Annotated in this window: 19 protein-coding genes and 1 other RNA gene; 10 read left to right on the forward strand and 10 right to left on the reverse strand. The window is 50.9% G+C overall.

Going from position 1 to position 25,465, the window contains the following annotated elements:
* Positions 1 to 149: 149 nt before the first annotated feature.
* The 10 genes from lapB to gyrA all read right to left on the reverse strand — a co-directional run bounded on the left by lapB (position 150) and on the right by gyrA (position 12,229).
* On the reverse strand, positions 150 to 1,325 hold the full coding sequence (gene lapB / locus LZ463_RS18065) for a lipopolysaccharide assembly protein LapB (RefSeq protein ID WP_241457210.1): 1,176 nt from the start codon (positions 1,323 to 1,325) through the stop codon (positions 150 to 152).
* 90 nt (positions 1,326 to 1,415) lie between these two features.
* Positions 1,416 to 1,730, reverse strand: a complete 315-nt coding sequence (locus LZ463_RS18070; protein ID WP_241457211.1) for a LapA family protein — start codon at positions 1,728 to 1,730, stop codon at positions 1,416 to 1,418.
* A gap of 157 nt (positions 1,731 to 1,887) precedes the next feature.
* Complete coding sequence (locus LZ463_RS18075; protein WP_110256992.1) at positions 1,888 to 2,193, reverse strand: integration host factor subunit beta; 306 nt, start codon at positions 2,191 to 2,193, stop codon at positions 1,888 to 1,890.
* 27 nt (positions 2,194 to 2,220) lie between these two features.
* On the reverse strand, positions 2,221 to 3,921 hold the full coding sequence (rpsA, locus tag LZ463_RS18080; RefSeq protein WP_241457212.1) for a 30S ribosomal protein S1: 1,701 nt from the start codon (positions 3,919 to 3,921) through the stop codon (positions 2,221 to 2,223).
* Between the two features lie 161 nt (positions 3,922 to 4,082).
* Positions 4,083 to 4,760 carry a (d)CMP kinase gene (gene cmk / locus LZ463_RS18085; RefSeq protein WP_241457213.1) on the reverse strand — a complete coding sequence of 226 codons (678 nt, stop codon included), beginning with the start codon at positions 4,758 to 4,760 and terminating at the stop codon, positions 4,083 to 4,085.
* A gap of 57 nt (positions 4,761 to 4,817) precedes the next feature.
* A complete protein-coding gene (gene aroA / locus LZ463_RS18090; RefSeq protein ID WP_241457214.1) occupies positions 4,818 to 6,167 on the reverse strand; it encodes a 3-phosphoshikimate 1-carboxyvinyltransferase in 1,350 nt (449 codons plus the stop codon).
* 80 nt (positions 6,168 to 6,247) lie between these two features.
* On the reverse strand, positions 6,248 to 7,156 hold the full coding sequence (locus tag LZ463_RS18095; RefSeq protein ID WP_241457215.1) for a prephenate dehydrogenase: 909 nt from the start codon (positions 7,154 to 7,156) through the stop codon (positions 6,248 to 6,250).
* A 7-nt stretch (positions 7,157 to 7,163) separates the two neighbouring features.
* Positions 7,164 to 8,237 carry a prephenate dehydratase gene (gene pheA, locus LZ463_RS18100; protein ID WP_241457216.1) on the reverse strand — a complete coding sequence of 358 codons (1,074 nt, stop codon included), beginning with the start codon at positions 8,235 to 8,237 and terminating at the stop codon, positions 7,164 to 7,166.
* Between the two features lie 220 nt (positions 8,238 to 8,457).
* Positions 8,458 to 9,561 (reverse strand): 3-phosphoserine/phosphohydroxythreonine transaminase, encoded by a 1,104-nt coding sequence (gene serC / locus LZ463_RS18105; RefSeq protein ID WP_241457217.1) that lies wholly within the window; start codon positions 9,559 to 9,561, stop codon positions 8,458 to 8,460.
* Positions 9,562 to 9,574: 13 nt separating this feature from the next.
* Positions 9,575 to 12,229: a DNA gyrase subunit A gene (gene gyrA, locus LZ463_RS18110; protein ID WP_241457218.1), complete on the reverse strand. Its 2,655-nt coding sequence runs from the start codon at positions 12,227 to 12,229 to the stop codon at positions 9,575 to 9,577.
* Between the two features lie 504 nt (positions 12,230 to 12,733).
* On the opposite strand from gyrA, the gene LZ463_RS18115 reads away from it, so the two are divergent.
* The 10 genes from LZ463_RS18115 (at position 12,734) to LZ463_RS18160 (ending at position 25,450) form a co-directional block, all read left to right on the forward strand.
* The gene (locus tag LZ463_RS18115) at positions 12,734 to 13,294 is read left to right on the forward strand and encodes an OmpA family protein (protein ID WP_241457219.1); all 561 of its coding nucleotides are present in this window, start codon (positions 12,734 to 12,736) and stop codon (positions 13,292 to 13,294) included.
* Between the two features lie 302 nt (positions 13,295 to 13,596).
* Positions 13,597 to 14,256, forward strand: a complete 660-nt coding sequence (gene ompA, locus LZ463_RS18120; RefSeq protein WP_277624091.1) for an outer membrane protein OmpA — start codon at positions 13,597 to 13,599, stop codon at positions 14,254 to 14,256.
* 235 nt (positions 14,257 to 14,491) lie between these two features.
* Positions 14,492 to 15,196, forward strand: a complete 705-nt coding sequence (gene ubiG, locus LZ463_RS18125) for a bifunctional 2-polyprenyl-6-hydroxyphenol methylase/3-demethylubiquinol 3-O-methyltransferase UbiG (RefSeq protein ID WP_241457326.1) — start codon at positions 14,492 to 14,494, stop codon at positions 15,194 to 15,196.
* Positions 15,197 to 15,275: 79 nt separating this feature from the next.
* On the forward strand, positions 15,276 to 15,986 hold the full coding sequence (locus LZ463_RS18130; RefSeq protein WP_241457220.1) for an HAD family hydrolase: 711 nt from the start codon (positions 15,276 to 15,278) through the stop codon (positions 15,984 to 15,986).
* A 44-nt stretch (positions 15,987 to 16,030) separates the two neighbouring features.
* Positions 16,031 to 16,390, forward strand: a transfer-messenger RNA (tmRNA) gene (gene ssrA / locus LZ463_RS18135).
* Between the two features lie 178 nt (positions 16,391 to 16,568).
* Positions 16,569 to 19,151 (forward strand): type I restriction-modification system subunit M, encoded by a 2,583-nt coding sequence (locus LZ463_RS18140; RefSeq protein WP_241457221.1) that lies wholly within the window; start codon positions 16,569 to 16,571, stop codon positions 19,149 to 19,151.
* Positions 19,144 to 20,424 carry a restriction endonuclease subunit S gene (locus LZ463_RS18145; RefSeq protein ID WP_241457222.1) on the forward strand — a complete coding sequence of 427 codons (1,281 nt, stop codon included), beginning with the start codon at positions 19,144 to 19,146 and terminating at the stop codon, positions 20,422 to 20,424. Before LZ463_RS18140 ends, LZ463_RS18145 begins: the two co-directional genes overlap by 8 nt.
* Positions 20,421 to 21,482 (forward strand): PDDEXK nuclease domain-containing protein, encoded by a 1,062-nt coding sequence (locus tag LZ463_RS18150; protein WP_241457223.1) that lies wholly within the window; start codon positions 20,421 to 20,423, stop codon positions 21,480 to 21,482. The genes LZ463_RS18145 and LZ463_RS18150 overlap by 4 nt, the downstream gene beginning before the upstream one ends.
* On the forward strand, positions 21,479 to 24,742 hold the full coding sequence (locus LZ463_RS18155; protein ID WP_241457224.1) for a type I restriction endonuclease subunit R: 3,264 nt from the start codon (positions 21,479 to 21,481) through the stop codon (positions 24,740 to 24,742). Before LZ463_RS18150 ends, LZ463_RS18155 begins: the two co-directional genes overlap by 4 nt.
* Positions 24,743 to 25,450 carry a M48 family metallopeptidase gene (locus tag LZ463_RS18160; protein ID WP_241457225.1) on the forward strand — a complete coding sequence of 236 codons (708 nt, stop codon included), beginning with the start codon at positions 24,743 to 24,745 and terminating at the stop codon, positions 25,448 to 25,450.
* The last annotated feature ends 15 nt before the right edge of the window (positions 25,451 to 25,465 follow it).

Raw genomic sequence — 25,465 nt, forward strand, 5'->3', positions numbered from 1 at the left:
TTTAATTTAACGAGTATCGATGAATTCCAATATAAGCGTAGCGAGCGGTGCCACTTTTTTGAGAAGCGTTTCGTACTGAAGTACGACGATGAGTTTCCCACTTCAACAAACTAAAAATCGCTCCGCACAGTAGCTTGGACCGGGATTCATTAATTCATGACATTCAACTCTTCCGTCCTGCGCGGAGGATAGGTTTCCCACTTGCTGCAACCAGGGCAATGCCAGTAAAACTGCCTGGCCTTGAAACCGCAATTGGAACATTGATAGCGCGCCAGTTTTTGTGCATAACCATGCACCAGGTTCTTGACCACGGCCAGTTCCGGCCGGATTTCTGGCGGTGCTGCCATCAACCTGCCATCAAGCAATTTGTTCAGGCCCAGCAGGGTCGGGGTACGGCGCAATTCTTCACTGGCCAGGTTGTTGACGGCCTCTATGCCTTCAAGCTCCAGCGTGGCCTTGAAGGCGACCTCCAGCAAATCAATCGATGGCGCCTCTGCCAGGTAATTATTAATGAGATTCAACCCCTCTTGCGCCTTGTCGAGCTTCTTGTAGGCATCCATCAGGCGCTGCGCCACCAGGGCAACATGCGGCACACTTTGCTGCTCTACCCTGCGCCAGGTCGCCAGGGCATTTTCTGTGTCACCCTTGCTCTGATACACATCCCCCATGAGTATGATCGCTCGTACATTGTTCCTGTCGATGGCCAACGCTTTTTCCAGCGTGGCAAGAGCGGCATCGGTATTGGTGTGCACCAGTTCGTCTTGCGCAATCTCGCAATAAAACTGAGCGATTTCTTTTTGCCTGCCACCAGCACCGCATTCCTGCAAGGCATAGGCCGCTTCGATGGCGCGCGCCCATTCTTTTTCGCGCTGGTAGATTTCCAGCAGGGCGCGCCTGGCCTGGGCTTCATACGGGCTGTTGGCCAGCAGGTTATAGGTTTCTTCGGCACGATCAAGCAAGCCGGCTTTCAGGTAATCCTGGCCCAGTTCATACATGGCCTGGGTTTTTTGTTCTGTCGGCAGATCGGGCCTGGCCAGCAGGTTCTGATGCACACGGATGGCGCGCTCGGTCTCTCCACGGCGGCGGAACAGGTTACCGAGAGCAAAATGCAGGTCAACCGCTTCCGGGTCCAGTCTGACGATATCGATGAAGACATCAATAGCCTTGTCTGGCTGGTCATTCAAGAGGAAGTTCAAGCCCTTGAAATAACCACGCGGCAGGCTGCGTGATTCCGAGATCAGCTGGCGTATGTCGATGCGGGCAGCAGCCCAGCCCAGGGTGAAGAACAAGGGGATGCCCAGTAGCCACCAAATTTCAAATTCCATGTGTATTTCTTCTTATTGTGTGCGGTCAGGTCGACCGTATTCAACGAGTTTCAAGCCATCCGGGCTTTGCTTTGCATGGTATGCAAAGAATCAGGTATTGCGAATGCTATCAGGCTGTGGCGCCTGAGTACTTGCCCTTTGTGCAGCTTCACGTTCTTTTTCAATTTCTGCCAAGGTCTTTTTATGCTTGTGCAGGTCACGCCTGTGGCGAAACACCATGGGCACCATGGCAAGAATACCGATGGTAAAGCCACCAACAAAGAAACCCAGCAACATGATGACCAGCGGTGCCGATTGCTGATAACCGAAAAAATATTGCAAAGTAACAATCTGATCATTTTTCAGGGCAAAGCCAAACAACAGGATAAATAGGACCGTGTAGAAAAATCCTGAAATATATTTCATGTATGCATCCTTAAGGATAAGCAGGGAATAACGCAATTATGACGTGCGATCCCGAAAAGAGCATTGTACTGAAAAAAAACGGCATATCGGAAAACCGATATGCCGTTTTTATTTTTACCTCGCTGTCGAAGCCCGATTGTTGACTAGTCAGCCTGACTTAGTCATCGTGTATCGGTTGCCCCACCATGGCATCTACACGTTCGCGCAATTCTTTGCCTGGCTTGAAGTGCGGTACCCGTTTTTCGGGAACCATCACCTTGTCACCGGACTTGGGATTACGGCCTATCCGTGGCGGACGACTGTTCAGCGCAAAGCTGCCAAAACCACGGATTTCTATGCGCTGCCCCGTTGCCAGGGCGTCCGACATGGCGTCCAGTATGGTTTTGACAGCGATATCCACATCTTTTGCTACCAGTTGTGGATACCGCTCTGCCAGACGAGCTATCAGCTCCGACTTGGTCATAGTAATAAAACCTTATGACTGTTGAGCTTAGTTTTTATTGTCGAGCTTGGCTTTCAACAAAGCGCCCAGGCTGGTTGTGCCGGATGCTGCGCTGGAATCAGTAGACATTTTTTGCATTGCTTCTTGTGTTTCAGCTGCATCTTTAGCCTTGACGGACAACTGGATGCTGCGCGCCTTACGGTCAACGTTCAACACAACTGCTTCAACGCTGTCACCAACTTTCAGGTGGCTGCCGGCATCTTCCACGCGGTCGCGGGAGATTTCGGATGCACGCAGGTAGCCTTCAACGTCGTCTGCCAGCTGGATGACTGCGCCTTTGGCTTCAACAGATTTGACAGTACCAGTAACGATTGCGCCTTTGTCGTTCATTGCGCAGTAGTTATTGAATGGGTCGCCTTCGAGTTGTTTAACGCCCAGGGAAACGCGCTCACGCTCAACGTCGATTGCCAGAACGATGGCTTCCAGTTCGTCACCTTTCTTGAAGCGGCGAACTGCTTCTTCGCCTGTTTCATTCCAGGACAGGTCGGACAGATGTACCAGGCCGTCGATGTTGCCAGACAAACCGATAAATACGCCGAAGTCAGTGATGGACTTGATCGCGCCTTTGACTTTGTCACCTTTCTTGTGGTTGATCGCGAAATCATCCCAAGGATTGGCTTTGCACTGTTTCATGCCCAGGCTGATACGACGACGTTCTTCGTCGATTTCCAGAACCATGACTTCAACTTCGTCGCCCAATTGAACAACTTTGTTTGGAGCAACGTTTTTGTTCGTCCAGTCCATTTCGGAAACGTGAACCAGGCCTTCGATACCTTGTTCAACTTCAACGAACGCACCGTAGTCGGTCAGGTTGGTTACTTTACCGAACAGACGTGTGTTCGCAGGGTAACGACGGGACAAACCTGTCCATGGGTCGTCGCCCAGTTGTTTTACGCCCAGGGAAACACGGTTTTTCTCTTGGTCGAATTTCAATACTTTTGCAGTGATTTCCTGACCAACTGTCAACACCTCGGAAGGGTGACGTACACGACGCCATGCCAGGTCGGTGATGTGCAACAGGCCATCGATGCCGCCCAGATCAACGAACGCGCCGTAGTCAGTGATGTTTTTAACAACACCAGTAACCACTGTGCCTTCTTTCAGGGTTTCCATCAGTTTCTGACGCTCTTCGCCCATGGACGCTTCAACAACAGCGCGGCGGGACAGCACAACGTTGTTACGTTTGCGGTCGAGCTTGATAACCTTGAATTCCATGGTTTTGCCTTCGTAAGGAGTTGTATCCTTCACTGGGCGTGTATCAACCAGGGAACCTGGCAAGAAAGCGCGGATGCCGTTCGTCAGAACAGTCAGGCCACCTTTGACTTTGCCATTAACTGTACCAGTAACGATCTCGCCAGACTCCAGCGCTTTTTCCAGCGCGAGCCAGGAGGCCAGACGTTTAGCTTTGTCACGGGACAAAATTGTGTCGCCGAAACCGTTTTCCAGCGAATCAATCGCTACGGAAACGAAATCGCCGATATTCACTTCCAGGTCGCCCTGGTCGTTTTTGAATTCTTCAACAGGGATAAAGGCTTCAGACTTCAAGCCAGCGTTCACGATCACGAAGTTGTGGTCGATACGAACGACTTCAGCAGAAATCACTTCACCGGAACGCATATCCTGACGTGACAGGGATTCTTCGAACAAAGCTGCGAAGCTATCTGCACCGGTTGCGAAATCTTGGGACATGAAAACAGTAGACATAGTATTTACGAGTTAGCCGGAATAGTACAAAAGGCACCATTTACCGGGTTAGGTTGAACATTCCCTCAATAACCTTGCGTCATCAAGGGGACTTGCCGCACAGTTGCCAAACATCAGGCAGCTCAAGTCAAAAGACCTGAAAAACGCTACTTTTCTGTTGTTTTCTGTGCTTGCGCATACCAGATCAGTACTTTATTGACCGCTTCTTCCGCAGTTAATTCAGAGGTATCCAGGATAATCGCATCTGGTGCAGGCTTGAGTGGCGCTGTTGCACGGGCGCTATCCCTTGCATCACGTTCCATCAAATCTTTTACCAAGTCTTCCATATTAGCAGAAATTCCCTTTTCAATCAATTGCTTATATCGGCGACTTGCACGCGCTTCGGCACTTGCTGTCAAGAAGACTTTCAAAGAGGCATCGGGAAAGATCACCGTCCCCATGTCACGGCCATCGGCCACCAGGCCGGGCGTGTAGCGAAACGCCACCTGTAAATCGACCAGGGCCTGCCGCACGGCTGGCAACACCGCAATGCGCGAAGCAGCCACACCAACGGCTTCAGCCCTGACGGCATCGGTCACATCTTCATCTTCAAGAAAAACATGGCCATGGACAAACCGGCAAGGCAGGGTCCTTGCCATGATGGCAATTTCAGCCTCATCATCGAGGGCAACATGGTGGCGTGTCGCCATCAGGGCGGTCAGGCGATACAGGGCGCCGGAATCGAGGTAATGAAAACCAAGATGCTTGGCCACCCGGTGCGCAACAGTCCCCTTGCCCGAAGCGGTGGGACCATCAATTGTGATTACAGGACTACGTACAGTCATAAGCTACTAAAATTACCAGGTGTTCGAAACTTAAAAAAGTAAAAACCGCTAATACCTTTAAAACAAGTCTTTGTGATTGATCCCGGCAAAGACTTCAAAATAGTCAGGGAAAGTCTTTGCCACGCATTTAGGATCATTGATGCGCATGGTAGCACCACGACGCGCACGACCATCAAGACTTGCCAAAGAAAAACACATGGCCATGCGGTGATCATCATAAGTATCTATCGTCGCCGGCAAAATCTGTGCTGGCGGCGTCACTGTCATATAGTCAGCACCCTCTTCCACAATCGCCCCCAGCTTGCGCAACTCTGTCGCCATCGCAGACAGGCGATCAGTTTCCTTGACGCGCCAGCTGGCGATATTGCGCAAGGTGGTGGTGCCATTGGCATACAGGGCCGCTACTGCTATCGTCATTGCTGCGTCAGGGATATGGTTGAAGTCCATATCAATTGCCTGCAAGACACCATTCGAGCTGGCTTCTATCCAATTATCTCCACGGGTGATCGTTGCGCCCATTTTTTCCAGCGCTTCGGCAAAACGTACGTCGCCCTGTATGCTGGCCTTGCCGACACCTTCCACACGAATTGGACCACCGGCAATCGCACCAGCAGCCAGAAAGTAAGATGCTGACGAGGCATCACCTTCCACATGAATGACGCCTGGCGATACGTAGCGCTGACCTTTTTTCACCGTAAACGCCTGCCAGCCATCACGTTCTACCCTGACACCAAATTTTTCCATCAGATTCAGCGTGATTTCTATATAGGGTTTGGAAATCAGCTCACCAACCACCTCAATCGTCACATCATGCTCGCGCGCCATCAGGGGCGCGGCCATCAGCAAGGCAGTCAGGAACTGACTTGACACATTACCCTTCACCTGCAAGCGCTGTGCATGGATATGGCCACGATGTATATGCAAAGGCGGGTAGCCAGGGTTACCGGTATAGTCAATCTGCGCGCCAGCCTGGTTCAGTGCATCAACCAGGTCGCCAATGGGACGCTCATGCATGCGCGCCACGCCGTGTACGGTGTAATCACCGCCAAGCACAGCCAGGGCGCCGACCAGCGGGCGTATCGCGGTACCGGCATTACCCATGAATAAATCAGCCTGATGCTGGGGGAACTGGCCATTCACGCCCTGCACCGTGTAATTTTGCGTATCATCTTCTTGCTGCCAGTGTACACCCAGTTTCTGCAACGCGCTGAGCATGACCAGGGTATCGTCCGAGGCCAGCAAATCCATGATTCTGGTTTCGCCTTCCGCCAGCGCCGCCAGCAACAGGGTGCGGTTGGAAATGCTTTTGGAACCCGGTAACTTGACCGTGCCCTGCACTTGCATCACCGGTTGCAGGTCAAGGTGGTGCGGGTATTGTTTGCTTGCTGGTTTGCTTGTCTGAGTCATGATGTACTTTGATGAATTCTGGTTCGGGTACTGTGGGTACGTAGCTTACAGTAGTGCAGCCTGATTGACTGAAATGCAAATCAGTCGCCGCCGCCACGCTGCTGCTTCTCTGCCGCTTCTATCGCGCTGATCCAGTTATGGCGGGCACGCTGTGCATTGGCGTAGATACCTTCTATGCCTGCACCGTCTGCATCCAGCAGATATTGCCGCAAAATCGATAAACGCGCTGTGTAGGAATCCAGCTCTTCCAGCATGGCCATGCGGTTGGCCAGGCTGATATCGCGCCACATTTCAGGCGAGGAACCGGCGATACGGGTAAAGTCGCGAAAGCCGCTGGCTGCGTACTGGAACAAGGTGTCGGCATGCGGCTTGCGCGCGATATCATCGACCAATGCATACGCCAGCAGATGCGGCAAATGGCTGACGGCGGCAAATACGGCATCATGTGCCGCCGGCTCCAGGTGATGGATGATGGCGCCGCACTGCTGCCAGGCCCAGGCCACACGACCTACATCATCGTCGCTGTTTTCCGCCAGGCGGGTAATAACGGCTTTTTTGCCTGCATACAGATCAACCAGGGCTGCTTCAGGCCCGTTCTGCTCACGACCGGCAATCGGATGGGCTGGTACAAACTGGGCGATTTTTTCAGCCAGGCTGGCACGTGCTGCGGCCACTACATCAGCCTTGGTGCTGCCGGCATCGGTAACAATGGTGCCTGGCTGCAAATGCGGGTAAATCGCCGTCAGGATAGCGGCTGTCTGTGCTACCGGCGCCGCAATCAGCACCAGGTCAGTATTGCGCAAGGCATGCGCCGTATCGCTGGCTATTTCATCAATGATACCCAGTTGCCGCGCCCTTTCAAGCGAAGCGCGGCTACGCCCTACCCCGACCACCTGCTCAACGACACCAGCCTTTTTCAATGCCAGGGCAAACGAGCCGCCAATCAAACCTACGCCAAATACGGCAATGCGTTCAAAAACTTTTTGCATCAGGCACTCACACAGTACAAGGGTAAGAGCCCAGCACCTTGAAGAAGGCTGCCTTGTCGTTCAGTTCACCCATGGCGGCCGCCACTTTGGCCTCCATGACATGACCTTCGACATCGACATAGAAATAATATTCCCAGTTGCCGGTACGGGCCGGGCGCGATTCAAAACGTGTCATCGAAACGCCGTGTTTTTCCAGCGGCGCCAGCAGGTTATAGACTGCACCGGCCTTGTTCGGTGTCGCCAGCACGATGGAAGTCTGGTCCTTGCCGCTGGGTGTGGTATGCAGGCGGCCAATCACGGCAAAACGGGTACGGTTATGCGGGTCATCCTGGATATGGGCAGAGACGATACCCAGATTATATTGATGGCCGGCGATTTCACTGGCAATCGCTGCCACGGTGTAATCGCCACTGGCCATGCGCGCGGCTTCGGCATTGGATGCCACGGCATGTCTTTCTATATGGGGATAATGCTGGTTCAGCCAGGCCTGGCATTGCGCCAGTGCCTGCGAATGCGCGCAGATACGGCTGATGCCTTCCATATTGCCGGATTTGCTCATCAGACTATGCTGCACCGGTATCGCCAGTTCACCACTGATGGCCAGGCTGGTTTGCAAGAGCAGGTCCAGGGTACGATTGATCGCCCCTTCGGACGAGTTCTCGATAGGTACGACTCCAAAATCTGCCGTACCGGCTTCGGTTGCGCGAAACACTTCATCTATCGACACGCAAGGCAAAGGCAGGATGGCATGGCCAAACTGCTTGTACACGGCCTGTTCACTGAAGGTGCCGACCGGCCCCAGAAAGGCCACGACCACACGACGCTCCAGCGCACGGCAAGCGGACATGATTTCGCGGAAGATCAGCTGTATGTCGTCATTCTGCAAGGGACCAGGATTACGCTCGGCCACACCACGCAACACCTGGGCTTCACGCTCAGGACGAAATACCGGCGCATTGGTTTCTGCCTTGACATGGCCAACTTCTTCAGCAACGCGGGCGCGCTGGTTCAGTAAATCAAGAATCTGGGCATCAATCGCATCAATCTTGATGCGCAGGGGAAGTAATTTATTGTCGTTCATACCATACCTAAAAACCGTTTTTGATCGTGTTGAAGATGGCAGGGCAAATGTGTTTTGCAATGCCATGCCGCGCCATTAACTGCCCTATATACAATGCGCTCACGCCAGGCTTTTGGTCTGGCTCGTCAGCGCCACGGTTTCCAGGTGATGGTGTTGTCCCATGCTCAGAAAGGGCTGACGAAGTAGCGAATAATTATTTCAATATTAACATCGAAATAAATTACGCGTGTTTGCTGGCAAACTCCTGCATGAAATTGATCAGCGCCTGCACGCCTTCTATCGGCATGGCGTTATAAATCGAGGCGCGCATGCCGCCCACGGACTTGTGCCCCTTCAGTTGCAGCAGACCGTTCTCCTTGGCAGATGCCAGGAATTCCGTATTGAGACTCTCATCTTTCAGGTAAAACGGCACGTTCATGCGCGAACGGCTGTCTTTGGCTACGCGGTTCGTATAAAAATCGCTGGAATCGAGATAGTCATACAACAGCTTTGCCTTGGCGATATTCTTTTGCTCCAGAACGGCGACACCGCCCTGGCGCTTGATCCACTGGAACACCAGGCCAGCGATATAAATCGCATAAGTTGGTGGCGTGTTATACATGGAATCATTGTCTGCAATGATTTTCCAGTTGAAGGCCGACGGGCAGATAGGCAAGGCATGGCCGAGCAGGTCTTCACGCACCACGACGATCGTCAAGCCAGCCGGCCCCAGATTTTTTTGCGCGCCGCTGAAGATCGCGCCATATTTGCTGACATCAATCACACGCGACATGATGTGTGAAGACATGTCTGCCACAATCGGCGCGCCATTGGTTTCTGCCGCCACATCTGGAGTGAACTGGTATTCAATACCGTCTATGGTTTCATTGGTGCACAGATGCACGTAGGCGGCATCAGGCGTCAGCTTCCAGCTGTCACGCGGCGGCACGGCAGTGAAACCGCCTGCCTCGCCAGAGGCAGCAATATTCACCTTGCCGTATTTTTGCGCTTCTTTGAGTGACTTGCCCGTCCATGAACCTGTGTGCACAAAGTCTGCCGTGGCAGGCTGGGGCTTCAACCCCATCAGGTTCATGGGGACGATGGCGTTTTCACCAAGGCCACCGCCCTGCAGGAACAAGACTTTATAATTATCGGGCACCGCCATCAGTTCACGGAAATCACTCAAAGCCGTCGTGATGATGGAGGTAAACTCCGGCCCGCGATGGCTCATTTCCATGACTGACATGCCACTGCCATGCCAGTCCAGCATTTCTGCAGCGGCTTGCTGCAAGACTTCTTTCGGTAAAACTGCCGGACCTGGTGCGAAATTATAAATCGTTGTCATGCCGTATCATCCATTACTCTGCTGTATTGTCTTCTGCTGGGCCGCCCGTTGTACCTGCTGCATCGGCTGCACTGTCACTGCTTTCATCCGCATCGGTTTCAACAATGCGCTGCAAGCCAGACAGCTTGGTGCCATCTTCAACGGCAATCAGGGTCACGCCCTGGGTCGCACGGCCCATTTCACGAATCTCTGAAACACGGGTACGTATCAAAATACCGCCGGTCGTGATCAGCATGATCTCATCCGTAGTATCAACCAGGGTTGCCGCCACCACCTTGCCATTACGCTCGGATGTCTGGATGGCGATCATGCCCTTGGTACCACGGCCATGGCGGGTGTATTCAGTGATAGGTGTGCGTTTGCCAAAGCCGTTTTCAGTCGCGGTCAACACAGACTGCTGCTCATTTTCAGCCACCAGCAAGGCAATCACCTGCTGACCTTCATCGAGGTTCATGCCGCGTACGCCACGAGCAGTACGGCCCATGGGGCGCACATCGTTTTCATCAAAGCGTACTGCCTTGCCAGAGTCAGAGAACAGCATGACGTCATGCTTGCCATCGGTCAGTGCTGCACCGATGAGGAAGTCGCCTTCATCCAGGTCAACCGCGATAATGCCAGCTTTACGTGGATTGCTGAAGTCAGTCAAAGGCGTTTTCTTGACTGTGCCCAGGCTGGTCGCCATGAAGACATAATGGTCTTCAGGGAAGGTGCGGTTGTCGCCGGACAAAGGCAGGATCACCGTGATTTTTTCACCATCCTGCAAGGGGAACATGTTGACGATAGGCTTGCCGCGAGATGTGCGCGAACCCTGCGGCACTTCCCAGACCTTCAGCCAGTACATGCGGCCACGGTTGCTGAAGCACAGGATGTAATCATGGGTATTGGCCACGAACAGCTGTTCGATCCAGTCATCATCCTTGGTTGCGGTCGCCTGCTTGCCACGGCCACCGCGTTTTTGCGCGCGGTATTCAGACAGCGGTTGCGACTTCATATAGCCGGTGTGCGACAGGGTCACCACCATGTCTTGCGGCGTGATCAGGTCTTCAGTACCGAGGTCAGTCGCATTATGCGAGATTTCTGAACGGCGTACGTCTTTGTTGCCTTCACCGTATTCATTGCGGGCCAGGGTCAATTCATCAGTGATGATGACGGTAACGCGCTCTGGCTTGGACAAAATATCAAGCAAGTCAGCGATTTCTGCCATGACGTCTTTGTATTCATTGACGATCTTGTCCTGCTCCAGACCGGTCAGGCGTTGCAAACGCATTTGCAGGATCTCTTGCGCCTGGTCGTCAGACAGCTTGTACAGGCCATCAGACTGTATGCCGTAATGCTTGGGCAGGTTCTCAGGGCGGAAGGCGTCAATGCCGCCAGGATTGTCTGCCGCAGTACGGGTCAGCATCTCGCGCACCATGGAACTGTCCCAGGCACGGGTCATCAATTCCTGTTTGGCTATCGGTGGTGTCGGTGCAGCCTTGATGATGGCAATAAAGTCATCAATATTGGCCAGCGCAACCGCCAGACCTTCCAGCACGTGACCACGTTCGCGCGCCTTGCGCAGTTCAAACACGGTACGGCGTGTCACCACTTCGCGACGATGCGACAGGAAGCAGGACAGCATTTCTTTCAGGTTCAGCAGCTTGGGCTGGCCATTGACCAGGGCTACCATGTTCATGCCAAAAGTGTCCTGCAACTGCGTTTGCTTGTACAGGTTGTTGAGCACCACATCAGGCACTTCGCCGCGTTTCAGCTCAATGACAACGCGCATGCCGGATTTGTCGGACTCATCACGAATATCAGAAATGCCATCAAGTTTCTTGTCGCGTACCAGTTCGGCAATACGTTCCAGCAGCGACTTCTTGTTGACCTGGAAAGGCAATTCATCAACGATCAATGCGGTACGACTGTCTTTGCCAAATTCTTCAAAGTGAGTCTTGGCACGCATGACCACACGGCCACGGCCAGTACGATAACCGTCACGCACACCGGACACACCATAGATGATGCCGCCGGTAGGGAAGTCTGGCGCAGGGATGATCTCGATCAGTTCATCAATCGTGCATTCAGGATTGCGCAAGACATGCAGGGCGCCGTTGATGGTCTCGGTAATATTATGTGGCGGGATATTCGTCGCCATACCCACGGCAATACCGGACGAGCCATTGATCAGCAGGTTGGGGATGCGGGTAGGCAGGACGGAAGGTTCTTTCTCCTTACCGTCATAGTTAGGAACAAAATCGACGGTTTCTTTTTCGATATCTGCCAGCAGTTCATTGGCGATCTTGTCAAGACGGCACTCGGTATAACGCATCGCCGCAGCATTGTCACCGTCGACGGAACCGAAGTTACCCTGACCATCGACCAGGGTATAACGCAGCGAAAAGTCCTGCGCCATACGCACCAGGGTGTCGTAAATGGACGCATCGCCATGGGGATGGTACTTACCCATGACTTCACCGACCACACGCGCACATTTGACGAAAGGTCGGTTATAGACATTGTTCATTTCGTGCATCGCGAACAAGACGCGACGATGCACAGGCTTTAAGCCATCACGCACATCCGGCAAAGCGCGACCTACGATAACGCTCATCGCGTAATCGAGATAGCTCTTGCGCATTTCTTCTTCAAGGGAAATCGGGAGTGTTTCTTTTGCGAATTGATCCATTGGCGAGCCGGAAAATTAGAACTTGGAACCCATGACCATGCCAGGCACCAGCCATTCAGAACTGTAGATACCCGCCGCACATGCAATCAGTACGACAGGCGTCCCCACTCTGAAAAAGCCAATACCAAATCTGGTCAGGAACTCCGTTGGTTAATTGATAACGCCTTTCAACAAGACAGGCGTTTAACTCTTGATTCTAACATGCCTCGATAGCTGAATTCCATTTATAGCAATTCAGACCGTACTAATGGGCCGCAACTGTTGCAACAAAAGTCAGCAATAGCCGCCAGTGTTCAATTGCCGTACCCGGCGGAGTAGCTGGCCCGCATCCCAAGCACAAACAAACGGCAGCAAACGACAGCAAACAGCGGGCAAACTGAGGGAAAGCCAGGAGCCACAAGCGACCACAAAGTCGCCCGGATGACAGTCTGAACACAAATTTGTATGCTCTAATCAAAATCATAAAAATAAAACCACAGCCAACCCATACTGGAGACAATGATCATGACAAAAAATTCTTACCTGCTGCTCCTGCTGACCGCACTTTCCCTGCCCGCCCTGGCCACAGCGCAAACACAGACTGCCGAACCTGCCTCAGCCGTAAAGGCCGCAGAACCAGTGCTGGTACAGCCTGCCCCGCCGGCACCAGTTACACCACCGGCACCACCTGCGCCACCCAAGCGTTGCGATTTTTCTGTCACGCTATCAGGTGACGAGTCGTTCGACACCAACAAGGACAAGTTGAAAGACGCCGCCAAACAGAATATCGACACCCAGGTACTGGGCAAGCTGCCTGACTGCGCCAAAGTGGACATGATCGTCGTCACTGGTCATACCGACATCACCGGCAAGCCGCAAGTCTTGCAGAAACTGTCAGAAAAACGTGCCGATGCCGTCGCCGCCTACCTGTCCAGCAAAGGTGTCAGCGCCGCCATGGACACCCTGGGCATGGGCAAAACCCAGCAAATCAAGGCTTGCGATGAAAAACTGCCCAAAGCCAAACTGGCAGAATGCCTGGCGCCGAACCGCCGGATTGTCATCGAAGTTCGTGGATTGGCAAAATAATATCTTTGTTTCCCATAGGCCAAGCAAATCCAAACGTTTCCCTCGGGGAAACTGGTATTAGCTTGGCAAACTGTTCATTTCGTTGTCAAAAAGCGACATTTTTAACTAAGTGTAACTTTGTCTATTTAACAATTTTCGTCTTAAACAGAATTGATATGGCAGAATAGAGCGAAGGTTGATTAATAACAGGGCTATTGTTTGACGAAATAGTAATGTCATCATCGTCGTGTTAATATTCGGTTTTATGCAGTATTAATTCGCGCAGTTCATCTGCGGTAATAATCTCACCCGAGAGGAGAAATATGAAAAATTTAGTCAAGCTCGTTATCGCAGCGTCCGCAGTTGCATCCTTTTCTGCTTCCGCACAAATCACAGACATCATGGCAAACAAGCCACACAGCGCCTACGTTCAGGACGGCCGTGGCGTGATTGCACGTGATGCATTCGGCCTGTGCTGGCGCACTGGCTACTGGACTCCTGCTGACGCAGTTCCAGGTTGCGACGCACCACTGGTACAACCAGCTCCAGCAGTGGCACCCGCTGTTACTCCACCACCAGCACCGGTTGCGCCCGTGAAACCAGTTGCTCCACCAGCACCTACATCCGAAAAAGTCACTTTCGCTGCTGACGCATTCTTTGACTTTGACAAGGCTGTTCTGAAACCAGAAGCCAAAGTCAAACTCGACGACATGGCATCCAAACTGAAATCCATCAACCTGGAAGTCGTGATCGCTGTTGGTCACACTGACGGCGTAGGTTCCGACGAATACAACCAAAAACTGTCCATCCGTCGCGCTGAAGCTGTCAAAGCTTACCTGGTAAGCAAAGGCATCGAAGCCAACCGCGTCTACACTGAAGGCAAAGGCAAAAAACAACCAGTAGCTGACAACAAGACAGCTGAAGGCCGCGCCAAAAACCGTCGCGTTGAGATCGAAGTTGTTGGTACACGCAACCTGAAATAATTGAAGCCCTGCTTCTGAAGAACCCCGCCAAGGCGGGGTTTTTTTATGGGCACGAAATAAAATCTGCAAGAATCCGTAAGAATGTGCGGAGCCGGGCAACAAGCCTCACCGGGTTGTGCACCTGCAATACATTTTTAGCGACATAAGTTTATTTTTCGCCAATGTGGTTCTGCTGCAAATGACCTACAATAGCGTCTTTGCTGCTTACGCCCTTACCGGCCACTCACTTCACATCATGTCCACCCTGAACGCTGATCCCGCAGAAATCCAGAAATTTAGTGAACTTGCCCACCGCTGGTGGGACCCGACCTCAGAATTCAAACCCCTGCATGAAATTAATCCCCTGCGCCTGGAATGGATCAACCAGCATGCGCCGCTGGCAGGCAAGCAAGTCATCGACGTAGGTTGTGGCGGCGGCATACTGGCAGAATCCATGGCAAAAAAAGGGGCAAACGTCACCGGCATCGACCTGTCTGACAAGGCACTCAAAGTCGCCGACCTGCATGGCCTGGAATCCGGCATCAACGTGCGTTATAAAAAAATCGCCGCCGAAGACATGGCAGAAGCCGAACCTGGCGCATACGATGTGGTCACCTGCATGGAAATGCTGGAACACGTACCCGACCCGGCCTCCATCATCAGGGCCTGCACAAAATTGGTCAAACCTGGCGGACATGTCTTCTTCTCCACCCTTAACCGCAACCTCAAGTCTTACCTGTTTGCCGTCATCGGCGCTGAATACCTGCTGCAAATGCTGCCCAAGGGCACCCATGACTACAGCAAATTCATCACCCCGGCCGAGCTGTCGCAAGACATACGCAATGCAGGGCTGCAATTACAGGTCATGAAGGGCTTGAGTTATAACCCTTTGACCCAAATCTATTCCATTAATGCAGATACCAGCGTCAACTACATGGTGGCCTGCACCCGTCCGCTGTGAACAGGAACTGCATCAATCCGTACACCGATATTGAAACTGCACACCAGCGAACCAGAATAACCAGATGTGCGGCAGCATCATGCCGCACCTACTTTTGACCAGTCCCAGCAACATGCAAACTCCACAAGCCATACTTTTTGACCTGGACGGCACCCTGGCAGACACCGCACCCGACCTGGCCGCCGCCGTCAACGTCATGCGTAAAAACCGTCAACTACCACAGGCCAACTACCTCAGCCTGCGCCCCTTTGCCTCTGCCGGTGCACGCGGCCTGCTCGGCGCCGGTTTTGGCATCACACCCGAACACCCCGACTTTGAAGCCATGCGCGCAGAGTTTTTGAACCAGTATGAATCCGCCATCGCCGTCCATAGCAAGCTCTTCCGGCAAGTACCTGACCTGCTCAAGGGACTGGATTTTCTGGGCATCAGCTGGGGCATCGTCACCAACAAGGCCATGCGCTTTACCCGCCCGCTGATCCCCTTGCTGGACCTGCAGGAGGCACGCTGCGTCATCTCTGGCGACACCACACCGCATTCCAAACCCCACCCTGCCCCCCTGCTGGAAGCAGCCAGGCAGCTGGGCATACGGTCAGAGCATTGCTGGTACGTCGGCGACGACCTGCGCGACATCCAGGCGGCCGAAGCCGCCGGCATGACCAGCATCGCCGCCGCCTGGGGTTATTGCGGCGCGACCGAACCCAAGCAATGGAAAGCCGACGCCATCATCGACAGCCCGCTGGAACTGCTGGAACTGGTCCGCGCCAAACATTTGCAGGCCATCGCCTCTTGAATAATGCAGGACCGCCCCTAAATGGAGTATACTGATCAAGCTTTGGGGACGACCTGGTTTCGACGGGGGTTGCAAAGCAGCGCAGGGCATACCGAGGCCAGACTACCTCGTAAATACAATCTGAACTATATAACTGCAAACGATAACTCGTACGCATTAGCCGCTTAATACCGGCTAACCTTACACCACCTCGTCCATAGGGTGGGCTGGCAACAGCAGTAAGGACATTCATATGGAATCGTCTTGAGCCGGGTTACTTGACTCTTGATTAAATAATAGGTAACTCGTCCTGCCGCAGCGTGTGCGTCCGCGTCGTCAGGGTTAAATCAAATGGCAGCACTAAGTATGTAGAACTGTCTGTAGAGTGCTTTCGGACGCGGGTTCGATTCCCGCCGTCTCCACCAGAATACGAAAAACCATCCAAATTTTTGGGTGGTTTTTTTATTTTTCAATTTGCCTTCAAGTATTTTGGAAGATGCACAAACATCAACCGTAATTAGCAAAGAAAAATTCTTGTAATCAAATTTTTAGCAATGCTAAATTACTGCATGTTTTCCATATTCCCCGAGGAATCAAGTATCAATGTCTCATAACAAACTGACTTTATCGCGTCTCGAAAATCTATTACTGACCGCCTGCGATGATTTGCGCGGCAATATGGATGCAAGTGAATATAAAGAATATATTTTTGGCATGCTCTTTCTGAAGCGAGCCAGTGATCTGTTTGACCAACGCAGGGCGGAAATCAAACGCGAAGGCAAAGCAGCAGGCTTGTCAGATGCAGATATCGCAATCAATCTGGAAGATAGGGACCAGTATTCAGGTAAATATTTTTTTGTGCCACCGCGGGCGCGCTGGAATGAAACCTGGACGGATGACAAAGGTAATCAGCAACCAGCTCTCAAACACACCAAAGAAAATGTTGGCTCCATGCTCAACAAGGCTTTGGAAGCTTTGGAAGAAGAAAACCCGGATGCACTGCAAGATGTCCTCAAAGGAACCATCAATTTCAACCGCAAGATAGGCCAGAATACCCTTGATGACGACACCTTGATTGATTTCATCCAGAATTTCGAAAAAATTCCGCTCAAGGACGAAGACTTTGAATTTCCAGATCTGCTAGGTGCCGCTTATGAATGGTTAATCAAGCACTTTGCCGATTCTGCAGGTAAAAAGGCCGGTGAATTCTATACGCCAGCAGAAGTCGTGCGTATCTGCGTAGAAATTTGTGATCCCAAAGAAGGCATGAGTGTGTATGACCCAACGGTGGGGTCGGGCGGTATGCTCATACAGGCGCGCGATTATTTGCGTGAGTGCGGTGCAAACCCAACTGAGCTTTCTCTGTATGGGCAAGAAAAGATGGGAACCACCTGGTCCATCTGCAAAATGAACATGTTACTGCACGGTATTTCACATGCTGATATACGCAATGCCGATACATTGACCGACCCACAACACAAAGAGCAAAACAACGAACTCAAGCGCTTTAGCCGCGTGCTGGCCAATCCCCCTTTTAGCCAAAACTATGCACGCACCCAATCCAAGGATGATGGCAGCGGCACCAAGAAAAAAGTCAGCATTGCCTACCCAGGTCGATTCAATGTCTGGATGCCAGAAAAAGGCAAAAAAGCAGATTTGATGTTTGTACAGCATATGTTAGCCGTGCTTGACGGCAATGGCCGTATGGCATGTGTCATGCCGCATGGCGTGCTGTTCCGTGGTGGCGAAGAGCGTGAGGCACGCCAGCACTTTATCGACAAAGGCGTGCTGGAAGCTGTCATCGGCTTGCCAGGCAATCTGTTTTATGGCACCGGTATCCCGGCCTGCATACTGGTACTCAACAAGGCGGGTGCTGCAAAGCGTGACCATGTGCTTTTTATCAATGCTGACCGAGAATACCGTGATGGCAAAGCGCAAAACCACTTGCGCCCAGAAGACATAGACAAGATCGTCCATGCTTACCGTGCCGGTCAGGATATACCGTCCTATGCACGCCGCGTTCCTGTCAGTGAAATCAGGGCTGAAGATTACAACTGCAATATCCGCCGCTATGTTGATAATGCCCCACCACCCGAACCACATGATGTGCGTGCTCATTTGAAAGGTGGTGTGCCCGTCAGCGAAATTGATGCCTTAAACCACTTCTGGCAAAACTATGAAGGCTTGCGTGAAAGCTGCTTTGTAGCGCGCACGAATTGTGCTCCAGGCACTGCGTATGCTGACTTTAGTACAGCCATACAAGACAAGCGCGCCATCGCAGACCATGTCAAAAAACACCCTGGCGTTTTGCAGCGGCAAGCCAAATTCATGACCGTATTAGAAAAATGGTGGCAAAAACATTTACCCATCGTTGAGGCACTGGCGCCAGACGCTGACAATCAACATGGTAAAACCACCAATGTCTATCAAATGCGCGCTACCCTGCTGGACAGCATAGAGCGTACTTTTGCCAGCCAGCATCTGCTGACGCGTTATCAGGTGCGCGGTGCATTTGCCAATTACTATAAATTGCTTGCCTCTGATTTTAAATCCATAGCCGCCAGTGGCTGGGGTGCAGAATTGATCCCTGATCAAGATATATTACAAAGCCAGTTCCCTGATGTGCTGGCAGAGCTGGAACAACAACACACCAGACTGGCAGAACTGCAAGCCCTGTTTGCTGCCGCAAGTGAAGAAGATTTCGAAGATAGCGACGACACTGGTGTCTTGCCTGCGGATGAAGTCAAGACTCTCAAAACCAGCCTCAAAGAAGCCAGGGGCATGATAAAACTGGCCAAGCGCGACACCGCCTTTGGCGACTGGCAAAACCATCAGCAAGAAGCTGAATGCATAGAAAAACAACTGGCCCGCCACAAAAAACTGGAAGACGAAGCAAAAAACCTCAAGGTATTGATAAAGAGCACAGAACAAAACCGTGATGCGTTGGTAGAAGCAGCCCGCCTCAAAATCAGCAAAAGCGAAGCCCGCGTGATCATTGTCAAGCGTCTTGGTAAGGTATTGTTTGATAGTTATCAGCACTATTTGCGTGCCGATCAGCGCGCCTGCATTGTCGCGATAGAAAATCTATGGAGTAAATATGCAGTAACTGCCAAACAAATTGAGGCTGCGCGTGATGAAGCGGCACAGGCTTTACAGGAATATTTGGCGGAGTTGGGGTATGAGTGATTTCAAGGAAGTTTTCATTGGAAAACAACTAAAGCTCACTAGTGGATTCCCTTTTGCATCGTCCCAATTTTCTAATGAGGGAACTCCTCTCATTAGGATAAGAGATATCTTAGAATCAAGCACAGAAACATATTTTCAAGGGTATATTCCGTCTGGATATTTAATTAAGAAGGGGGATATCCTTGTTGGTATGGATGGTGACTTTCACGTTGTAAAATGGCTTGGTGTTGACGCTCTGTTAAATCAACGAGTTCTAAAAGTTGAAGTCCCAAATGAATCGATCCTAACATTGGATTATTTATTCCATTGGCTCGGCCCCTTCATAAAGAAAGTCAATGATGTTACTTCTGCTACAACTGTAAAACATCTTTCAACAAAAGACCTGATCAAGGCGGTTGCATATATTCCAAAAGTTTCAGCTCAGAGAAAAATCGCCTCAATTCTCACGGCCATTGATTCCGCGATCGACAAAACTGAAGTTCTAATCAGCAAATATCAACAGATCAAGACCGGCCTGATGCACGATCTATTCACTCGTGGCGTGCTACCTAACGGGCAGCTGCGCCCTCCTCGCAGCGAAGCACCGCAGCTATATCAAAAAACTGCGATTGGGTGGATTCCCAACGAATGGGATGTGAAGGGACTTGCTTCAAAAGGTAGATCTAGCACAAGCTGGTTAAGGACGGGGCCGTTTGGCTCAGCACTGAAAGGAGAGCATTGGCGCACCCACGGCCATCCTGTTATTACAATCGGCGCTTTAGGTGCCGGAGTTTTCACTTACGACGAATTGTTCTTTGTTGATGATAAAGATGCCGCACGCTTGATTGACTTCCAATTAAAACCAGGAGATGTCGTGTTTTCTCGCGTTGCTGATGTAGGTAGATCGGTTGTTGTTCGCGAGGATCAAGCTGGTTGGATTATGTCATCAAATCTGATGCGTATTGCGATTGACGAGTCTCTCGCCCGCGCTGACTTTCTTCAAATGATGTTAGCTGATGATACTCGCATAAAGGCTCAAATTCGGGCGCACGTTAATAGTGGTGGGCGCGACGTGGCAAATAGCGAAGTATTAAGTCAACTTTTTTTTGCTTGGCCAAATATCAAGGAACAAGATAGGATAATTGAATTATCGAATCAAGCAAATTGCAGATTGCAAAGCGAACAGAAAAAAGCAATGAAACTTCGACTCAAGAAACTAGGCCTGATGCAAGACCTCCTCACAGGCAAAGTCCCAGTAAAAGTCGACGAACCTGAGCTGGAAACAAGCACATGAATACCGACCACCCTGCTTCCCTGACGCCACCACCGGCAGGCTATGCCGAGTGGTTGCTTGATCTGAAAAGCCGTATCCATAGCGCACAGCAACGTGCGACACTGGCTGTCAACCGCGAGCTGGTTGTGTTGTACTGGCAAATCGGCAGCGATATTTTGGCAAGACAGGAACAACAGGGTTGGGGTGCCAGGGTAGTAGATCGTCTGGCACAGGACTTGCGCAATGCTTTTCCTGACATGAAAGGCTTCTCTCCGCGCAACCTGAAATATATGCGCGCTTTTGCACAGGCGTGGCCAGAAGCTGAATTTGTGCAGCAGGCTGCTGCACAATTGCCCTGGTTTCATTTGTGCACCTTAATCGACAAGCTCAAAACCCGTGAAGAACGTGACTGGTATCTGGCCCAGGCGATAGAGCATGGCTGGTCGCGCAATATACTGGTAATACAAATAGAAACCAGGTTAAAAGATAGGATAGGCGCTGCACTGAGTAATTTTGCGACCCGTCTGCCGCAACCACAATCTGAACTGGCGCGTGAATCACTGAAAGACCCCTACCGGCTAGATTTTTTGGGCCTGGGTAAAGAGGCTGAAGAACGCGACATAGAAGCGGCACTGGTTCGCCACATCACCCAGTTCTTACTGGAACTGGGTGCAGGCTTTGCCTATGTGGGACGGCAAGTGCATGTAGAAGTGGGTGGTGACGACTTTTTTGTTGACCTGTTGTTCTATCACCTCAAGCTGCGCTGTTATGTAGTTATCGAGATCAAGGCTGGCAAGTTTAAACCTGAGCACCTGGGCCAGTTAAGCTTTTACATGACGGCAGTGGACAAGCAGATTAAACAGGAGCAAGACGCAGCCACCATAGGCTTGCTGTTATGCAAAAGCAAGAATAAGGTGGTGGCTGAATATGCACTGCATGACAGCAGCCGCCCTATGGGGATAGCCGAATACCAATTGGTAGAATCCCTGCCTGCTCAGTTGCAAACCAGCTTGCCCAGCATAGAACAACTGGAACAGGAGCTGGTGGACACCCACACCTCTGAGAGCGATGCAGAATGAGCGAATACAGCGAGGTTGAGCAACCGTTTTTGCAGCAACTAGCCGCACAGGGCTGGACGGTGATTGACCAGAGTTCTGGCATTCCACAGGATGCTGCGCCCAGCCTGCGCATGAATTTTAAGCAATTCCTGCTGCCTGAGGTATTCAAGCAAACCATACGCACCATCAACCGGACAGATGAAGGAAGTACCTGGCTGACAGACAGCCAACTGGAAGAGCTTGCACAACAACTGCAACGCCAGTCCAATCGCACGCTACTGGAGGTGAATGAAGCAATTCAGGCACTACTGTTCAAGGCGCAAGTGGACGCCAATGAACTGACTGGCGAGGCTGATCCTGTGGTGAGGTTAATCGATTTTCAGCGCCCGGAAAATAATCAATTTCATGCGATCAACCAATTCCGTATTGATACGCCCGGTTGCGTGAAGGCGTTTATCATTCCAGACATTGTGTTGTTTGTAAATGGTATCCCTTTGGTGGTGGTGGAATGCAAAAAAGGTTCTGAAACCTGTGCCAACCCCATGCAGGAAGCTTTTGTGCAATTGCAGCGCTATATGCGCAAACGCGTGGAAACCGAAGCTGCGGGCTTGAAAGAAGGTGAACCCCGCCTTTTCCAGAGTAACCTGATGCTGATCCGCACTTGTGGATTAGAAGCTGATTACGGCACCATCAGTTCAGGCGAAGAGCATTTCTACGCCTGGAAGACCTTGTACCCGCAGGATGATGCAGCACTCAAGGGATTGAATGCTCAACAGCAACTAGTTGCCGGTATGTTAAACAAGGCCAACCTGTTGCAAATTTTGCGCAGCAGTGCAGTCTTCATGGATACGGATGGTGGCGCTCGCGTAAAGGTGGTTTGTCGCTACCAGCAATTCCGTGCTGCAAATAAAATCATGGAGCGCCTGCGCACGGGCGAGACTGCCATGGGTCGCAGCGGTGTGGTATGGCATACCCAGGGGTCGGGCAAATCATTGACGATGGTATTTTTGGCGCGGATGATGCGTGCCAGCCGCGACTTGAATGATTACAAGATCGTACTGGTGAATGACCGACAGGATCTGGAAGAACAATTGGGTGACACGGCAACCTTGATCGGTGGACGGGTAAATGTGATCGAGACCCGCCAGGGCCTGCGCAACCATCTGGCCACGGACAGTTCAGACATCAATATGGTGATGGTGCATAAGTTTCAGGAACACAAACAAACCCTGAGCAATACAGTGGCCGAAGCCTTGGGCACTTACCTTGCAATGCCAGCGAATAAGACTTTTGGGACAGTGAATACCTCAGATCGCATTATTCTCTTGATTGACGAGGCGCATCGCACGCAAAGCTCAGACCTGGGTGACAATCTGTTTGAAGCATTTCCCAACGCGACACGCATTGCCTTCACTGGTACGCCGTTAAAGCATGAACGTCATGGAGAGAAAAAAACCAATAAGCGTTTTGGTGAATATATTGATACTTACAGACTAATGGATGCCGTCAATGATGGCGCAACCTTGCAGATTCTGTATGAAGGTAAAACAGCTGACAGTGCGTTAAACGAAAAGCACGCTTTCGATGAAGCTTTTGAGGATTTGTTTCGCGACCGCAGTGAAGAAGAATTACAAGTCATCAAAAAAAAATATGGTGCAACTGGCGATATTCTGGAAGCTGAAAATCGCATCAATGCAATTGCCAAGGACTTGGTTCAGCACTATATCGACAACATTCTGCCAAATGGTTTCAAGGCACAGGTGGTATGCCATTCCAAGCTGGCATGCGTGCGTTACCAAGTCGGTATCAAAGCAGCGCTGCTGGAACGAATAGAGCAAGAAAAACTTAAGGCCATACCAGATATTGAGCTCATCAAAAAATTGCAGTTTTTAAAAACAGCAGTACTTGTGTCATCAGATGGCACGAACGAAGCAGCCTATATTTCGAATGCGCGAAAACAAGCGCTACGCCTGAATGCCGTCGAGAACTTTTGTCGCAGCTTTGATTTGGATGAGCCAGACAAAGAAAATACGGGTATAGCATTTCTGATCGTATGTGATATGTTGTTGACGGGGTTTGATGCCCCTATAGAGCAGGTCATGTATATCGACAAAAAACTGCGTGAACACAGTCTATTGCAAGCGATAGCTCGCACCAATCGGGTTAAAAAAGGCAAACACCGCGGCTATGTCGTCGATTATATCGGTCTGGCTAATCATCTGACAGAAGCGTTAACACTGTACGCGGCTAGCGACGAATCGCAAGAATTACACGATAGTATGCAAAACATCAGCTCAGAATTGCCCATTCTGGATGAGCGCTATCAACGACTTATTCAGCACTTTGTTGCACTGGGCGTCAAGAACATAGAACCTTTCGTTAACGGAAAACTGGCTGATCTTGATGCAGACGCAGCAGTAGTTCATGACGCAGTGAAAGCGCTAAAAGATGAAAAACAGCGTGCTGACTTTGAGGTATATTTCAAGAAACTCTTGATGAGCATGGATATCATTTTGCCACACAGTGCAGCACAAACATTCCGTGTACCAGTTAAACGGTTTGGCTACATTCTGCAAGTTTGCAAAGAACGCTACAAGGACAGCAGCCTGGATTTGGGCAATGCAGGTGAGAAGGTAAAGGCACTGATCAATGAGCATCTGATCAGCCTGGGCATTAATCCCAAAGTGCCCCCTGTAGAGTTATTGTCAGAAGATTTCATGGAAAAATTGGCGGCGCATTCTGGCCAGAACAATGAAGCCAAAGCCAGTGAAATGGAACATGCCATCCGCAAGCATTGCACTGTGCATCATGACGAAGACCCTGCCTTCTACAAAAGCCTGTCTGAAAAAATTGACGCATTAATAGAGAAACATCAGGACGAGTGGGATTTGCTTGCTGAAAAACTGGCAGAACTACGCACCGAAGTCATCACTGGTCGACAAAAGGGAGAAGATGGCATGGGAAAAGAGGCGACCACTTTCTACGCGCATATCATTCAGGTGGGGTTTGCCAATGCAACTGTCGAAGTTAGTGATAAACCGAGCTTTAAGGCATTGATGGAAACCGTTGTTGAGATATTACAAGAAACTATAGCCAGCGTTGATTTCTGGCAAAATCCGGATAAACAAAAACGCGTGCGTGGTCTTCTGAAAACTGAAATCGCTAAAACTACTATAGATGAGCTTAAGCAAAACCGTGAGCGCGTCACAGTCGAAATCATGAAATTGGCAAAAAATCGCCACAATGAGTTGATACGTAACCTAAAAGCTGGGGGTAATTAAATGCAGCTACGACAAGTACGTGATATCGAATACCAATTACTACCGGGAGCTGACAGGCAGACGACAGATATTGTAATTGAACGCAACGGTATGATCACAGTACGCCCCCCACTTCGGATGACGCCGGAACAGGTAGATGAGACAGTACTGTCAAAGCGCATGTGGATCTACCGCAACCTTGCAGATTGGCGCGATCTGAATGCCACCAGAGTAACGCGCGAATGGGTCAGTGGTGAATCATTTTTATATTTGGGCAGCAGTTATCGCCTGGAACTAGTAAAAGAACAAGACGAACCATTAAAACTGAAAGATGGTCGTTTTTGCCTATTGCGCTCTATCATTGAAGTGGGGGGTAGTGAGGCCGCACATAAAGCTTTTGAAGCTTTTTATTTAGAAAAAGGCTTGGCCAGAATCAAAAAGCGCGTCGCTTTTTTTGCAAGTAAGGTAGGCAAGTCGCCTGGGTCTATTCACATCAAAGATATCGGTTATCGCTGGGCATCATGCCTTAAAAACGGTGATTTACACTTTCATTGGAAGTGTCTTATGGCACCATTGACTATCATCGATTACATCATCGTTCACGAGTTATGCCATTTGCACCATCGTGACCACTCGGAAGTATTTTGGAACGAAGTGGACAAGGTATTACCTGACTATCGTGACCGAAAAGAATGGCTGCGCATGCGTGGAGCGGAGTTAGATTTGTAAAGCGTATAAGGTGAA

It is taken from the genome of Undibacterium paludis (genome assembly GCF_022568815.1).
Lineage (GTDB): Bacteria > Pseudomonadota > Gammaproteobacteria > Burkholderiales > Burkholderiaceae_D > Undibacterium.